The sequence below is a fragment of the Cupriavidus sp. L7L genome, from assembly GCF_004353535.1.
Lineage (GTDB): Bacteria > Pseudomonadota > Gammaproteobacteria > Burkholderiales > Burkholderiaceae > Cupriavidus > Cupriavidus oxalaticus_A.
Genome location: NZ_SMNY01000019.1, coordinates 24,136 through 39,070 on the forward strand (window position 1 = coordinate 24,136; position 14,935 = coordinate 39,070).

Consider the following 14,935-nt stretch of genomic DNA (forward strand, 5'->3'; position numbering starts at 1 on the left):
AAATGACATCAAGAATTCTGGGGTTGGTCATTAAAACCGGATCTGATCCGAAAGATCCTTGCCGCCTACGGTGGAATAAACCCCAGCTTGAATGTACTCGTGCTTCGGAAGTCGAGCCAAATACGTTACGCATTGATGCTGAGTCGGCATATCCTGCCAGCTCGGGGCGAATACGGATAAGGAGGCGTCACCAGTGAAGTGCTCTTGCAACCTGGCGTGACTCCCCCCAGCCGGGGTCATAGTGATATAGTCGGCATCGGCCTCACCCCATTGCCCGGTAGTGGGGATGTATTTCCGATGTAGCACCGGACTGGTCGCGAATGGGGCCGCGTCAGATTTTCTGATTTCTGTAAGGGTCAGTTCCAGAAATCTGAATCCCATCCATTCGGCGCGGCATACAATCTTCCCGTCCCTCTTCTCTGGGGCCGGTAGCTCAGCAAAAATCTTGCTCCATCCGAGCTCCTCGCGGCCGCTTAAGATCGGCTCTGTCATGTTTTCCCAGACGACTGGCTGAAAAAAGCCGTCGATTACCGTGCTGTCATTGCCATGCTTGAAGCGAACCGGTATCCGGACACTCAACATGTTGTAGCCCCGTCCCGCGAGCCAGTCTATCTCTGTCATGTACCCAAACTCGACGATCACAATCGGGTCGCCCCGCAGGGTGAAGTCTTCTGGAAGCATCTGTTCCAGAAGAAGCGCGTCGGTTCTGAAGGAGACGTAGGCACAGAACTTCTTCGGGCTTGTTGTCGGGTCGAATATGACGCCTTCCGGAGCTTGACGCGGGCCAATCGCGGGCCCAAACACCGTTGGCATCCTATAGATGGGCCCGGTGGCCGGTTTTTGTTCAGACATCACATGTTCCTTTAGTTTTTCACGGCGCCTTCGAGCATTGTTTTTACCGCATCTTTCTCACTTACTGCGGCATCTTTGGCGTACGCTGTGTATCTGTTGTGATCCATATAGTTGATTCCAATTCCGTAACGTGCGGCGGTCTCAACGAGGATCGGATCTTTCAGTGCGCGAGAAATCGCAGTGTCAAGAATCTTCACGACATTGTCTGGCATTCCCGCTGGGCCTGCGATTCCGAAAGGCGAAGTCATCGTGACGGGGTAACCAGCCTCCTTTAGCGTGGGCACGTCTGGGAAGAAATCCTTGGAGCGTTGTTCGCCTGTGGTCGCTAGGATCCGGACGCGGCCAGACTGTGCAAAGGGCAGAATGGTGTTTGTTACGGAAATCGCTTGTACCTGATCTCCGAGCAAACTGTTAATGGCTTCAGCGTCGCCTTTGTAGGGAACACTAGTCCACTTCAGACCGACCTTCTTGGCCAAATCCATCATGATGAACTCCGGGACACTGTATCGAACGGATGCGCCATAAAATACAGTGTCGGGATTCTTCTTGGTATGTTCAATCAATTCCTTAATGGTCTTCCAAGGCGATTTGCTATTGACGGCTATCGCATAGTTATAGTTGGCGACCATTGAGATGTACTTCAGATCCTTCACAGGATCATAGGGCGTCTTTTGAATATAAGGCTGGCGAAATACACCAAGAGGAACCATCGTCAGGGTATGGCCGTCTGGCCGAGCCAGCTTCATGGCAGCCGCGCCCATCGTACCGTTCACACCCGGCTTATTCTCTACCACAACCGACTGTTTCAACTCCCTTCCCAGAGCGACTGCTAATGCGCGTCCAAACAAATCGGTCGTTCCACCCGCGCCGTATGGCACGATAATCGTGATCGGGCGTGCAGGGTAATCGGCAGCCAAGCCGGCGGGTGCGACGCCGCTTGCCATAACCCCGACGGCGGTGAGTTTAAAAAGTTGTTTAAATTTCACAATGTTTTCTCCTAAATACGTTGTCGCTTTATCCGTGGCTCTGCACGGGCGCATCTCTATTGCGTCGTTGTACTGCCATAGGTCTGGCAAACAGGTCTCACGAGCATGTCGTTCCGGTCCTCCAGGGGAAAGGCGCTGATCAGACCGCAGTGCTACTTGGTCAGGATGTCGCTGGATCGCCGCGTTCGTCCCACGATCGACTGGAGGGCCGGGCAGTCGGGGCATCTCCCGACCTGGCTCCTAGCCCAAGAACGTCAGGAAGAACCTCTGCCAGAACCAACAGGCTATTGCGCTTGAACTTATGTGTCCAATACAATTTAAGATAACGATTTATATGGAATATCGTATAAGTGATGAATATTGAAATAAGAGACTTACACTGCTTCGTGGTGGTTGCAGAGGAAGAAAGCTTCTCAAAGGCCGCCATCAGGCTGAATGTGGCACAACCGGCACTTAGCTTGAGGATCAAGGAACTTGAACAGAAGCTGGGGACGAGATTATTTGACCGGACCACGAGAAGCGTAAGGCTGACCAACGCGGGGCAGGTTTTTTACTCGGAAGTAAAGAGCATCTTGCTCAATCTCTCGCAGGCCGTTTTGGCGACGCAAAGTGCGAGTCGAGGTGAATCAGGAATTTTGCGAATCGGCTATACAAAGCGAGCATCCTTCTTTTTACTCCCGGCGATGCTTCGCAGGTTAAGCGCCGATCTACCAAGTCTCCGGTTGGAGATCCGCGATCCACTTACGACCGGCGAACTCTACACGCTCGTGAGAAACCGTGCTCTGGATCTTGCTCTCACTTATCTGCGTGAGGAGCGCGACCAACTGCTACAACATGAGCAGCTGACTGAAAGCGAGCTGGTTCTCGTTCTGCCCAGTGTGCACCCGCTGTCAAGCAGTAAGGTAGTCGATCTGAAGCATCTCGCAGGAGAGCAGTTCGTGGGGTATCCCGCGCTGGGCGGCTATTATCTTCGGTCCGTGATGGATAATATTTGCCTAGACGCCGGCTTCAGGCCATCGGTGATACAGGAATCAGCGGATACGCACGCACTTTTATATTTCGTCGCCACTGGCCGCTATGTTTCCATTCTGCCGCTAGAAGTGAAAGATTTGCAGGTCGAGGGAGTGATCTTTCGAAGGATAAAGACATCGCGTGTGATTGCCCGTCATGGTGTGATCTGGCTAAAGAATAACAATAACCCGTCATTGCCGTTAGCGCTTTCCATGCTGCATGAACTGGCGAGCAGGAAAAAATGACGTGTGGGCCAAGCTTCATTAATTTGCTCTGTAGAGCAACGAAGTTTTGCTTGCATCCGGCCGTGAAGACCACGTTCATTCAAGCGCACCCGACTGGCCGGCGTTCATTTCATTGAGTTCGCTTGCACCTCGCAAGATGCACGTGCAGAAAAAGGCTTGATGCCAATCATTAGTCTGAGGATACGCTTGCTCGCCCGGTGATCCCCCTCGGCGATGTCGTTCAGATGCTGGAAAGGACGAATGACATTGGGTGTCTCGTGGTCGACGACACCTCGAACTGGCTGGGCTGTCGTCGATGCGCCGAACCGCGGTCGCCGTTTCGGTCGACGGTCCTACCGAAATAGCCACTGTGACCAGCCCTGTTGTGCTGGGCATGCATAAGATAGACGATGGTCTTCCCGGCCCTAATCACCGACTATTCTTTCGAGCGCGCGCCAGGATGCAGGTGATGGTCCATGAAGCTTGTTCGCAGCAGCGCTTGCAACGGCGAAATGCATTTATTGGCCAGCGTCGGCAGCAATTTGAGCGATTAACCGCGCACGGTCGCGTGATCGACTGAGATCGCGGGCGTGGCCGGGAATTCTCTCGAGAAGGCCGCCCAAGATAAATCGTACTACCCACGCCGGCTCACCCAGGCCAACCTCATGATGTAGAGGAGCGATGGTCGCTGGCCACAGATGCCGAATTCAAGGCGCACCCGCCTTTGCTACGGTGGATTACTCGCCCCGTCCAGTATGCGATCCATCACATATATTCGATGTGCTATATAAATCGGTATGAAAGATAATATTAGACATCTAGATGCTAGAGCAATACGCTGTGCCTGTTGAATGGAGCGGGTTCGAGACTGGGCCCATCGGTCGCATCAGACTGAGGGTGCCTGCTCGCAATAGCGTGAAAGCGGTCCGAGACGAGGCCCCGACGTGGTCGAACGCATAGGCAGTCAGTCGGAGCAAGCCAGTTCCCACAGCAGGAGATGGTGGAGCGGTCAGCGGGATAGGGCTGGAGGATTAATGATGTCGGTATGACAAGGCAATAAGCAAGCGATCAAGCATAGTCACCGAAAAAGTTGAAAACACATACGTTCGCCGCTGCCCTGGAGTGCCGACGCATGACTCGTGGCCGGCCGTAGCTGGTTAAGCCTTCGACGTAGGACACTTTGATTCGTATTAATTTGCTGGCTTCAACTGGCGCACCGAGAAACCATGAGCAATGAACTGATCCTGCATCACTATGCGACTTCGCCTTTCTCCGAGAAGATTCGCCTGATCCTGGGCTTCAAGGGCGTCGCCTGGCGATCGGTTACAGTGCCGCCAATCATGCCCAAGCCCGATGTGATCGCGCTGACGGGCGGCTACCGTAAGACGCCGTTCCTGCAGATTGGCGCTGACATCTACTGTGACACCGCGCTGATGGCGCGCGTGATCGAAGCTCATTATCCCGAGCCGTCACTATATCCGGCTGAGATCTCCGGCATGGCTCAGATGCTCGCGCAGTGGGCTGACTCGACGCTGTTCTGGACTGCGATTCCATACACCGCTCAGCCGGCCGGCTTGGCCGCGCTGTTCGCGAACGCCCGGCCGGAGGCGCTGAAGGCTTTCGCGGCCGATCGCGCGCCGTTCACGTCAAGCATGGTGCGCCAGACCCCAGCCGATGCCACAATGGCACTGCACACCTATCTGGGCTGGTTGGAAATGCACATGGCCGATGAACGCGACTTTCTCGCGGGCGGCCAAGCCAGCATCGCAGATTTCTCGACTGCCCACTGCCTATGGTACGTGCATCGCGCGCCGGAACTGGCAAGAATCTTCGGCGGCTACCCGAAGCTCAGGGCTTGGTTCGAGCGGGTGCGTGCCTTCGGCCGCGGCGAGTCGACGCCGATGACGAGCGCCGATGCGATCGACGTCGCCGCAAAGGCGAAGCAGCATGCACCGACCGAAGTGCAGGCAGGCCTTGGTTTTTCCCGGGGGGATGCCATTACGGTGATGCCTACCGACTATGGACGCGACCCTGTGGCCGGCACGCTGGTCGGGCTGACGAATATTGAGGTGGTCATCGAACACCGCGACGAGCGCGCCGGCACGCTGCACGTGCACTTTCCGCGCCTGGGCTTTCAGATCAGGAAGCAGGAGCAAGCGACCTGAAGAGGTTCAAGGCCGGTTCCCGGGAGAGCGCCTGCCGGGGCGCCGCCGCTGCGCAACCACGGCACGCTCGAAGTGCTCGGCGAGTCGTGCTGGCTTGAGGAGTCGCGCCAATCTGAATTGAAGGCCCGCGTCGTGCTTTGAGCCTTCCCGAATGATTTTTCGCAATGACCCTTCGCCCCAATCTCTTCCGCAACACGCGTTGCGCGATGCTAGCCTGTGCCGTGGCGGTGGCTTTCCAGGACTCCGCGCAAATGGGCAACCGGATCCAGCATGACTACGCCGAGTGGGGCAAAGTAATCCGCGACAAGGGCCTCTCGGGGGAACGATGCTTCCCATCTCTGGAGACAATCGCATGAACCCGACCTGTCATTGTTTGCGCCGTAGTTTCCGATCGCATCGATGCCGTGCCTTCCTCGGATCAGTGCCGCTGGATCAAGCAGTGCCCGTGTCTAGCACCGATGAGGGCGCTGTCAGTTTGCCGATTGCGAGACAACGCAACGTACAAGCGGGCCCAATCAGGAAACGCGGCAGGCTAATCGCTGGATACCCCATAGGCTTTTCGATGTGCGCTGCCTCAGATAAACCCGAAGGCCACAACGTCAGCTTCGGAGACCTGTCCCTTGCGGGCACGGGGCGCGAACTTCGCGGCGGAATCACCCGGGCACCTTTCTCGACGCTTTGCCGCCATCCTCGCGAGTGCCAACGCCTGCCTCAGGGGGGCGGCTGGTGGCCCATCCTTCAACGTAAGAAGCTTTCATTCATAGCACACTGCCCGCTGTGACCGGCGCATGGAGAAGCCGTGATCACGGAAGTGATCCTGGGTTTCCCCAACCCATCTTGGCCGTCACGCCACAATCACCCCGAGGAACCTCGCTCCATGCTGCTCTACGAACATCCATTGTCATCCTACGCTCAGAAAGTCAAGATCGCGCTGCGTGAAAAGGGCCTCGACTTTCAGGTCGAGACACCGGCCGGTCAGGGCCTTGGCACGGCCACTGGGGCCTTCGCGGCAGCCAGCCCGCGCAAAGAGGTACCTGTCCTGATGGACGGCGAGGCGCGCGTTTTCGACTCGACTATCATTCTCGAATACCTTGAGGACCGTTACCCCTCGCCGCCGCTGCTGCCGCGCAACCCGATCGCGCGCGCTGAGGCCCGCATGATCGAGGATGTCTGCGATACCTTGTACGAAGCGGTGAACTGGGGCGTGAGCGAGGTCCGCTGGTACCGGCGCGCCGAGGGGGATCTAGCCGCGGCGATGATGGCTACCGCCGCGCGGCAGACCGCGGAGTTGCAGGCCTGGCTGACGGCCAGCCTCGGCGAGCGGCCGTGGTTTAGTGGCGAGGCTTTCGGTTGGGCTGACGTCAGCGTTGCACCTTACCTCAACCGCTCGTTCTATAACGGGTTGGGCACGCCGCCCGACTCGCCGCTGACGCGCTGGCTCGAACGGGCGCGCGAGCGGCCTTCGGTGGCGGCGACGTTTGCCGAGGCTGAGGCCGCTGCTGCCGGCATGGCGAGCGCCGCCGAGCGAATGGCCTCGGGTGCGGTTAAGCGCGAATACCGCGATCATCGCCTGGAATGGATGATGAAGTCCGGTGGCGTTCAGATTGTGCTCGACGGGCTGGCCAAGGGCAACATCCGCTTCACCTGGCCACTGGGGTGAGGCCTCTGCGCTCCATTCCTTCCACGCTGCTTATCGCAAACTCATAACACGCTAGGTTTCAAGCATCAGGAAACAAGCTATGCACAAGAAATTGCTCAGTCTCGCCGTTGCCGGGTTCGCGGCCGGCATGGGGGTGGTCCTGCCCGCCTCTGCCGCACCCCAATCCGACTACCCCAGCAAGCCCATCACGCTCATCGTGCCCTACAGCCCGGGCGGTACCACCGACCTAGCTGCGCGGGCGCTGGCCGAAAATTTGTCGCGTCAGCTCAAGCAGCCCGTCATCATCGAGAACAAGCCGGGGGCGGGCGCCTCAATGGGTGTGACGGAAATGATGAAGGCTCAGCCCGATGGCTACCGCCTGACCCTGACGCCAGTAGGGATTTTTCGCCAGCCGCATCTACAACCCGGGCGTTATGACCCGGTGCGCGACTTGGCCTATATCGCGGCCTTCCTGGAGTACGACTTCTTCGTCACAGTACCGGCCGACTCTCCGTTCAAGACAGTGAGGGACATCGTCGACTACGCCAAGCAGAATCCGGGAGTCGTCAACTACGGCACGCCCGGCCGTTTCTCAGGTAATCACGTCGTGATGGCCATGCTGAGCAACAAGTACGGCGTCAAGTTCACGCACGTTCCGTTCAAGGGCGACTCCGATTCGATCAATTCGCTGCTGGGCGGCCATCTCAGGATGGCGGTGATCACCAACAGCGTGCTGCCATACATGCAGTCCGGCAAGGTGCGCGTGTTGGCGTCGGCCGGCAACGTCGCGAACCCGATCTTCAAGGTGCCCACGCTGAAAGAACTGGGCTACGACGTGCTCGTCCCATCCCCGCTGGGCATCGCGGGCCCCAAGGGCTTGCCAAAGCCCATCGTCGAAAAGCTGGACCGGGCAATCAAGCTGGTGCTGGACGACCCCGCCTTCAAGAAAGTGTTGGATGCGAACGGTCTGCGCACCGTCTACATGGACAACGAGGCCTACTCAAATTTCGCGAGAAAGGCCTTCGCCGACGAGGAGAAAGTCGTCAAGAACCTTGGCATGGAAACGGACTGAGCGGGACATCGGATGATCAACAAATTCGCTGAGAGCGTTCACGCGGCAGTGGCCGACGTGTTCGATGGCGCGACGATACTGGTAGGGGGCTTCGGTGGCGCCGGGCATCCCACCGAACTATTGCATGCCCTTATCGATCAGGGGGCGCGTGAACTGACGGTCGTCAACAACAACGCGGGAAACCATGAAACCGGGCTGGCCGCCCTGATCAAGGCTGGCCGTGTGCGCAAGATAATCTGCTCGTTTCCGAAGGCCAGTCATTCGCACGTGTTCGAGCAAACGTACCGCGAAGGGCGCATCGAACTGGAAGTCGTACCGCAGGGGACCATCGCCGAGCGCCTGCACGCCGCGGGTGCGGGCTTGTGCGGCTTCTATACACCCACCAGCTACGGCACAGAACTGGCTGGCGACAAGGAGACGCGCGTAGTGAACGGCACGCCCTGCGTGTTCGAATACCCGCTGCACGGGGATTTCGCCTTCGTGTTGGCCGACAAGGCCGACCGCTGGGGCAACCTGGTCTATCGCAAGGCGGCGCGCAATTTCGGGCCCGTCATGTGCCAAGCCGCCAAGACCACCATCGTTCAGGTCCGGCAACGAGTCGCATTGGGTGAACTCGATCCCGAGACCATCGTCACTCCGGGCATCTTCGTCCAACGCGTCGTCGAAGTGCCTAACCCGCAACCATCGAGCTGAGAATGACATGCAGAGACTGACACGCGACCAGATGGCAGCCCGGTTGGCGCGCGATATTGCGCCCGGCAGCTACGTCAACATCGGTATAGGTATGCCAGAACTGGTTGCCAACCACCTGGACCCCGCCGACGAAATCCTGCTGCATAGTGAAAACGGTATCCTGGGCATGGGTTCGAAGGCCAGCGAGGATGAAATCGACGGCGACCTGATCAACGCCGGCAAGAGGCCGGTCACATTACTGACCGGTGGCGCCTATTTCCATCACGTGGATTCGTTTGCCATCATGCGCGGCGGCCACCTGGGGTTGTGCATCATGGGCGGCATGCAGGTCTCTGCCATCGGCGACCTGGCCAACTGGTCGCTGGGCAAGCCCGGCGAGCCGCCTGCCGTGGGCGGCGCCATGGACTTGGCCGTGGGGGCGCACAAGGTCTACATCCTGATGGAGCACAACGCCAAGGACGGCAGCCCCAAACTGCTCGAGCGCTGCACCTTGCCACTGACAGGCCTGGGCGTGGTCGACCGCATCTACACTGACTTGGCTGTGATCGAAGTCACGCCGAGGGGGTTTCGGCTGGTCGAGAAACTGGTCGATATTCCCGACGCGCACCTTCAGCGTGCAACGGGTGCGGAACTGGTGTTCTAAACTAACGGCGCTATCAAGAAAGAGAAAGCCTGCGTACGTTCGCGGTCGCGAAAGCACCGCATGTGCCGCTCACGTTCGCGGGTTGGCTGGTGTCTGTTCTCGGCACGGTTGTTCACGCGTGCTGCATCGTTGACGAACACATGTTTCATGTTGGCCGTTGCGGCCGGGTAGCTGCGTAACTGGTCGATGACAGCTTTCCTTTGTTCTACGCATTACGGGATTGGCCCGTCACCAGACAGCTGACTCGACTGCGACACCTGGTTGCGGATCGATGTCTTTCGGCCGTTGGCACTCGGGGCGCCGGCCGCAACCGTTGGCCGCCCCGTGCTGTACGTGTACGGTCTGGCCTTCGACGGATCGTTGGGGGTACAGAGCGTATTCGAGCATCTGCGCGATGAGATGCGCAGCACGATGCTTCTGGCCGGGGCACGGTCCATGAGCGAGCTTTCGCCGACGTATCTGCGGCCAGACCATGCCTCGGCAGCGGCACCGGTCTGATTCCATTGCACCGTTGTCATTCGGAAGACATGGCATGACCACCTCTGCGTGACACGGCGCGCAGTGTCATCACCGTCGGCGGCACTCCGAACGATCTGCCGACGATGCGGCTCGCACCGGGACAAACGCTGGCCGGCGACGGCAAGGGTGCCGTCATCCGGTTTGCACAAGGTAGCGATGGAGTCCAGCTCAGCGCCGACAATGCCATCGTCGACCTGCACGTCGAGACGTCGCCGGAGAAGCGTGCCATCTTCAACGATACTGGCGTAGAAAGCCTGGGCCGGTTGCGGCTGGCAAACGTCTCCACTATCGGCCAGGTCCAACTCTTTGCCAGGGAAAAGGTCCGCGCGCGACATGTTGCCGTCGACGGGCTGGACGTCATTGCGGCGGATGCCCGCGGCCAGTCGGATAGGCCGCAAGGTCATGGCGTACATGTGACGCAGGGCGGATTCACGCTCTGGAATATGCAGGCCGACCCAAACGTCGTCATCAGCGCCCAACTCAAGGGCCTGTCGGCCGGCCAGGGCCTTCCTCGCTTTTTCCACCGACGAGGTTCGCGAAAACCTGCTTGAAATTCTCCGGAGTCGCACGGACGAAGAGGGCGAGCGCAGCCGTGACACCCGTACGGTGCAGGAGATGATCCAGCTGACCCGCAAGCGCGGCTACGGGCAGAACCTGGGGGAATTGCAGGAAGAGCCGAAATTCGGCGCGGTTGCGGTGCCACTCTGCCATCAGGGGCGGGTGCTGGTTTGCCTGAACATCGTGTTCCTGCTTAGGGCCGTGAAGGACAAGCAGGCACAGCACAAGATCGTGGCGGAGATACTCCATACCCGGAAGCTAATCGAAGAGCGCTTCGGCATGCGTGGCTGAGTTGTCCTGCCCTGAGAAGGTCATTCCGGCTTTGCCCCCGGCACACCCCTTGCAGCAGTGCGAAGTTGGGGCCAGTTGCCGCGACATTTGGCGGTGCATTGGTCGCCCGATTTTGGTGCGGGCAGCCATGGGAGTTCATTATGGGGTCTGGGCCGGCAGGGCGAGGTCGGTCAGCGAAAGCGTGGCTTCGGCGATGTCGACCAGGCGGCGATTGTTGTCCATCGAAGCCTTCTGCAAGGCGCGGAATGCCTCGTCCTCGCTGAGCCCCATGCGGGCCATCAGCGCTCTTTTGGCGCGCTCGATCAGCTTGCGCTCTTGCAGGGCGCGCCGTGCCGCATCAAGCTCCATCTCAGTCTGGGCCAGGCGGGTCGACTGCTTCTCCAGCAGGCTTTTGAGCGATGCCACGGTAGCGGCCTCCACGCTGGCCGGGGATCGCGAGGCATCGGGCATTCCCGACAGTACCGGCGCGCTCTCCGAATACGCCGCCCCCCGCATTGAAGAAGCGTTCGACGGCATGTGTGTGCGGGGGCGGATTGTCGAGCAGCCGGCGCAACAGGCCAGCAGAATCCTGCAGGTCGGCCTGCGACAACCGGATCTACGCCGCGCACGCTGCCCGCAGGCCGTGCACCTCCTGCACCTCGATCGTCCACATGCCGGCAATCACCTCGCTGCAGACTTCGAACCACTTCTCACTGGCATCGCTGTCGAGCGGTCTGCGTCGCGGCGGGTTTCTCTCCTCGGATTGAGCATCGCGTGAGCCAATGGCTGACTGCCGTTTCTGCCGTTTCTGCCGTTTCTGCCGTTTCTGCCGTTTCTGCCGTTTCTGCCGTTTCTGCCGTTTCCGCGGTTTCTGCGGTTTCTGCGGTTTCTGCGGTTTCAATGGGGATCGGTGTGGCCATTGTCCCCGAATGCCTTGCGACCACTGGAATCGGCGGCGTCATCTTTCGGCATATCAATTCGCCTGTACGATCGCCCGTGCAATACCTCGTTGCCAAAAATGCAAACGCCGGACATGCCAAGGTCATGCTGGAGCTTGCGCGCACACACATTCGATCATCCCGAACTGCTGCCTAACGGCCGTATCCCGGGCTGGCGGTCAACATAAGCCAGCGTGCTTGTTTTCGGCTAACCCCGATGCGCCCGTTGTTTTCAAGACGCCCTGGCTTTTTTCGTAAGAAACTCGACCAACGTACTGACCGCGCGCGTGTGGTATCGGTCTGGCATGAACAGCAGGTGCATGCGATTGCCGAAGATCGAAAGCTGCCATTCGTCGAGGGTTGGCACGACGCTTCCTGAGGCAATTTCATTTCGTACAAGGTAGTCCGCGACTAGCCCAACGCCCAATCCGTCGAGGATGGCATCGCGCAAGAACAAGAAGTTGTCGGATGCCAGGGAAGGCTCCAGCAACAACTCGCTGCGCGTACCTTTCAGCGTGGCAGCCACACGCAGCTGCTTTCCAATCACCGACGCCGTGATGACAGGGAAGCTTCTCAACTCCTCCAAGTTACGCGGCAGTCCATGTTCAGCGGCAAATCCGCGAGATGCGCAAGCCACGATATGCACAGGGCCGAGATCACGTGCTTCCAGGTTCTGGGGCGGCTCGGATAACACCCTCACGGCGATGTCCACTTCGTCACGAATCAGATCCTGGATGCGGTTCTCGAAGATGACGTCGAGATTGATGCCCGGATGCAGGCGCTTGAACTCCAGCAGCCAGGGTGTCATCACCAACTGGCCGTAACCATTGGGCACCGAGAGCCGAATGCGCCCATGCAATGTCTGGCCGAGGGAGGCGGCCTCATTTGCCGCGGCGAGCGCGTTCTTGATAACGCAGCCCTGCTGGTACAGGCGTTGCCCGATCTCGGTGAGTTCGAGGCTACGCGTGGTGCGGCGCAGGAGTTGAGCGCCCACGCTGCGCTCTAGCTGATTCAGATGGTAGCTCACGTTCGCGCGCGTCATCTTCAGCCTCCGCGATGCTGCGCTGATGTTGCCGGCGTCGACGATTTCGACCAGGTATAGAAGTGCGGTGCTGTCCATATTATATGCAAATCCTGTTTGCGAATCTGTCAACGAATTTTCGGAATTGTCAAATTTTCTCGACGGAAAAACAATATCGACGTTCTACAGACTTTCAAAGGAGACGACATGACACTCGCTGCCCCTGTGGCATCTTCCCCCCCGGTGCGCACGGAAGTCAGAGGCCGGGTGTTGCTGGTCACTATCGATCTGCCGCCTGTCAATGCGCTTGGACTTGGAGTTCGGCAAGGTCTGGCCGGAGCTACGGAGCAACTGGCCACAGACCCCAGCCTTGCCGCCATGCTCATCGTTGGGGCAGGCGGCAATTTCGTCGGAGGTGCCGATATTCGGGAGTTCGGCAAGCCACGCCAGCCGCCATTCGTGCGTGACATCTGCAACCGGCTCGAGGCGTCGCCCAAGCTGGTGGTTGCAGCTATTCAAGGTGCGGCATTGGGCGGAGGTCTGGAACTCGCGCTAAGCGCCCATTACCGGCTCGTGCTGGAGGACGCTCGCATCGGATTGCCAGAAGTATTGCTGGGCTTGCTGCCAGGCTCGGGTGGCACCCAGCGTATGCCGCGCCTGGTGGGAGTGCCGGTGGCGCTGGAGCTGATGCTGAGCGGCCGGCATGTCGGAGCGCACGAGGCGGTGCAAATTGGACTGGCGGACCGCCTTGGTGAAGGCATGGACGCGTCCACAGCCGGCTTGGCCTACGTCGAAGAGTTGCTTGACGCCAATGCTCCGCGACGGCCGAGCCGTTATGCCACCGCAGTACGCTGCGATGCTCAGGATCAGGCGGCCATTTCCGCCGCACGCGACGCCCAACGCGCGCGCAATCCACTGCTGCTGTCGCCCCACCTGATCGTCGATGCCGTCGAAGCCACGCTGCATCAGCCTTTCGATGCGGGCATGGTACTGGAGCAGCAGTTGTTCCAGCAATGCATCGACAGTCCGCAGCGTCGCGGTCTGATTTATGCATTTTTCGCCGAACGCCAGGCAGCAAAGGTGCCAGAGGCGAACCAAGGAGTGGCGCGGGCTGTGAACGAGGTGGGCGTCGTCGGCGGTGGCACCATGGGTGCCGCTATTGCTGTAGCGGCCTTGAATGCCGGCCTGCGGGTCACTCTTGTGGAGCGCGACGAGCCATCACTGCAGCGAGGGCTCGCCAACGTCGGAAAGGTCTATACAGGCCTGGTGTCCAAGGGTCGCATGACGCAAGCAGACCAGAATGCCTTGATGTCGCGTTTGTCCGGCTTCGTCGACTATGCGGCGCTAGGCTTTGCGGACCTCGTAATCGAGGCGGCTTTCGAGGATATGGCGGTCAAGAAGGCGGTGTTCGCCGAACTGGACCGTGTGTGCAAGCCTGGCGCGGTGCTGGCCACCAATACGTCCTATCTCGACATCGACGAAATCGCCGCGACAACTTCGCGTCCCCAGGACGTAATCGGGCTGCACTTTTTCGCGCCAGCGCACATCATGCGTCTGCTCGAGGTGGTAGTGCCCCGACGCGCCGGCGCCGATGTCGTCGCCACTGCGTTTGCATTTGGCCGCGCCCTGAAAAAGGTTGCCGTGCGGGCGGGTGTGTGCGACGGCTTCATCGGCAACCGCATTCTGTCGGTCTACCGTCGCGCGGCGGACTACATGATCGAAGACGGGGCATCGCCCTATGAAATCGACGACGCCATCCGTGGTTTCGGCTATCCGATGGGGCCGCTGCAGGTCTCGGATCTTTCTGGCGGCGATATTGGCTGGGCCACGCGCAAGCGGCAAGCGGCCACGCGCGATCCCCGCCAGCGCTATGTGCAGGTGGCGGACAGGATCGCAGAGCGCGGATGGTTCGGCCAAAAGACAGGGCGCGGGTGGTATCTCTACCCGAAGGGCGCGAGAGCGGGGGAGCCAGACCCGGAGGTCCTGGCCATCGTGCAGAAGGAGCGCTCACGGGCCGGCATCGTTGCGCGCGACTTTACGGCCGGAGAGATCGAGCGTCGGTACCTCGCGGCCATGGTCAACGAAGGGGCCAACGTGGTCCACGAGGGAATTGCACTGCGTCCACTGGATGTCGACGTGGTCTTCGTCCATGGTTTTGGGTTTCCTCGTTTCCGTGGGGGCCCCATGTTCTACGCCGACACCGTCGGATTGGGACAGATCCTGTCTGACATCGAGACATTTGCCAAAGACGATCCACACTTCTGGCATCCGTCTCCGCTGCTGCTCCGGCTGGTAGCGCAAGGGCGAGATTTCTCCTCTCTCAACGCCGCGTCGGTCTGACGCG

16 protein-coding genes and 1 pseudogene are annotated in these 14,935 nt (G+C 59.5%); 12 read left to right on the forward strand and 5 right to left on the reverse strand.

The features are described from left to right. Window positions 1-30 precede the first annotated feature (30 nt). Both E1J61_RS18195 and E1J61_RS18200 read right to left on the reverse strand, forming a co-directional pair. Window positions 31-852: an acetoacetate decarboxylase family protein gene (locus tag E1J61_RS18195; RefSeq protein WP_133095446.1), complete on the reverse strand. Its 822-nt coding sequence runs from the start codon at window positions 850-852 to the stop codon at window positions 31-33. 11 nt (window positions 853-863) lie between these two features. Next, window positions 864-1,838 (reverse strand): tripartite tricarboxylate transporter substrate binding protein, encoded by a 975-nt coding sequence (locus E1J61_RS18200; RefSeq protein ID WP_243736913.1) that lies wholly within the window; start codon window positions 1,836-1,838, stop codon window positions 864-866. Between the two features lie 353 nt (window positions 1,839-2,191). On the opposite strand from E1J61_RS18200, the gene E1J61_RS18205 reads away from it, so the two are divergent. The 6 genes from E1J61_RS18205 to E1J61_RS18230 all read left to right on the forward strand — a co-directional run bounded on the left by E1J61_RS18205 (window position 2,192) and on the right by E1J61_RS18230 (window position 9,285). Beyond that, window positions 2,192-3,094 carry a LysR family transcriptional regulator gene (locus tag E1J61_RS18205; RefSeq protein ID WP_243736919.1) on the forward strand — a complete coding sequence of 301 codons (903 nt, stop codon included), beginning with the start codon at window positions 2,192-2,194 and terminating at the stop codon, window positions 3,092-3,094. Between the two features lie 1,205 nt (window positions 3,095-4,299). Further along, window positions 4,300-5,238 carry a glutathione S-transferase family protein gene (locus E1J61_RS18210; protein WP_133095448.1) on the forward strand — a complete coding sequence of 313 codons (939 nt, stop codon included), beginning with the start codon at window positions 4,300-4,302 and terminating at the stop codon, window positions 5,236-5,238. An 877-nt stretch (window positions 5,239-6,115) separates the two neighbouring features. Then, window positions 6,116-6,898, forward strand: coding sequence for a glutathione S-transferase family protein (locus E1J61_RS18215; RefSeq protein WP_133095449.1), 783 nt, complete (start codon window positions 6,116-6,118; stop codon window positions 6,896-6,898). 79 nt (window positions 6,899-6,977) lie between these two features. Then, window positions 6,978-7,949 (forward strand): tripartite tricarboxylate transporter substrate binding protein, encoded by a 972-nt coding sequence (locus E1J61_RS18220; protein WP_243736914.1) that lies wholly within the window; start codon window positions 6,978-6,980, stop codon window positions 7,947-7,949. 12 nt (window positions 7,950-7,961) lie between these two features. Next, complete coding sequence (locus tag E1J61_RS18225) at window positions 7,962-8,642, forward strand: 3-oxoacid CoA-transferase subunit A (protein WP_133095450.1); 681 nt, start codon at window positions 7,962-7,964, stop codon at window positions 8,640-8,642. Between the two features lie 7 nt (window positions 8,643-8,649). Next, a complete protein-coding gene (locus E1J61_RS18230; protein WP_133095451.1) occupies window positions 8,650-9,285 on the forward strand; it encodes a 3-oxoacid CoA-transferase subunit B in 636 nt (211 codons plus the stop codon). A 2-nt stretch (window positions 9,286-9,287) separates the two neighbouring features. Here E1J61_RS18230 and E1J61_RS38855 read toward each other — a convergent pair. Next, window positions 9,288-9,485: pseudogene (locus E1J61_RS38855) on the reverse strand (IS6 family transposase); the annotation flags it as partial. A 61-nt stretch (window positions 9,486-9,546) separates the two neighbouring features. Here E1J61_RS38855 and E1J61_RS18240 point away from each other — a divergent pair. The 3 genes from E1J61_RS18240 (at window position 9,547) to E1J61_RS18250 (ending at window position 10,653) form a co-directional block, all read left to right on the forward strand. Continuing rightward, window positions 9,547-9,783 (forward strand): alpha-hydroxy-acid oxidizing protein, encoded by a 237-nt coding sequence (locus E1J61_RS18240; protein WP_207951228.1) that lies wholly within the window; start codon window positions 9,547-9,549, stop codon window positions 9,781-9,783. 104 nt (window positions 9,784-9,887) lie between these two features. After that, a complete protein-coding gene (locus E1J61_RS18245; RefSeq protein ID WP_133095452.1) occupies window positions 9,888-10,355 on the forward strand; it encodes a hypothetical protein in 468 nt (155 codons plus the stop codon). 64 nt (window positions 10,356-10,419) lie between these two features. Continuing rightward, window positions 10,420-10,653: a hypothetical protein gene (locus tag E1J61_RS18250; protein WP_371704371.1), complete on the forward strand. Its 234-nt coding sequence runs from the start codon at window positions 10,420-10,422 to the stop codon at window positions 10,651-10,653. 138 nt (window positions 10,654-10,791) lie between these two features. Here the strand turns inward: E1J61_RS18250 and E1J61_RS18255 are convergent, their stop codons facing one another. After that, window positions 10,792-11,058 (reverse strand): ANTAR domain-containing response regulator, encoded by a 267-nt coding sequence (locus tag E1J61_RS18255; protein ID WP_243736915.1) that lies wholly within the window; start codon window positions 11,056-11,058, stop codon window positions 10,792-10,794. Here E1J61_RS18255 and E1J61_RS38320 point away from each other — a divergent pair. Then, entirely contained in the window at window positions 11,045-11,410 is a 366-nt protein-coding gene (locus E1J61_RS38320) for a hypothetical protein (protein ID WP_243736916.1), read from the forward strand. The genes E1J61_RS18255 and E1J61_RS38320 overlap by 14 nt on opposite strands. Next, complete coding sequence (locus E1J61_RS37430; RefSeq protein WP_165971496.1) at window positions 11,407-11,727, forward strand: hypothetical protein; 321 nt, start codon at window positions 11,407-11,409, stop codon at window positions 11,725-11,727. Before E1J61_RS38320 ends, E1J61_RS37430 begins: the two co-directional genes overlap by 4 nt. 75 nt (window positions 11,728-11,802) lie before the next feature. On the opposite strand, the gene E1J61_RS18265 is transcribed toward E1J61_RS37430, so the two are convergent. Next, window positions 11,803-12,690: a LysR family transcriptional regulator gene (locus tag E1J61_RS18265; RefSeq protein ID WP_133095455.1), complete on the reverse strand. Its 888-nt coding sequence runs from the start codon at window positions 12,688-12,690 to the stop codon at window positions 11,803-11,805. Between the two features lie 108 nt (window positions 12,691-12,798). Here E1J61_RS18265 and E1J61_RS18270 point away from each other — a divergent pair, with 108 nt between their 5' ends. After that, complete coding sequence (locus E1J61_RS18270) at window positions 12,799-14,931, forward strand: FAD-dependent oxidoreductase (protein ID WP_133095456.1); 2,133 nt, start codon at window positions 12,799-12,801, stop codon at window positions 14,929-14,931. Window positions 14,932-14,935 lie beyond the last annotated feature (4 nt).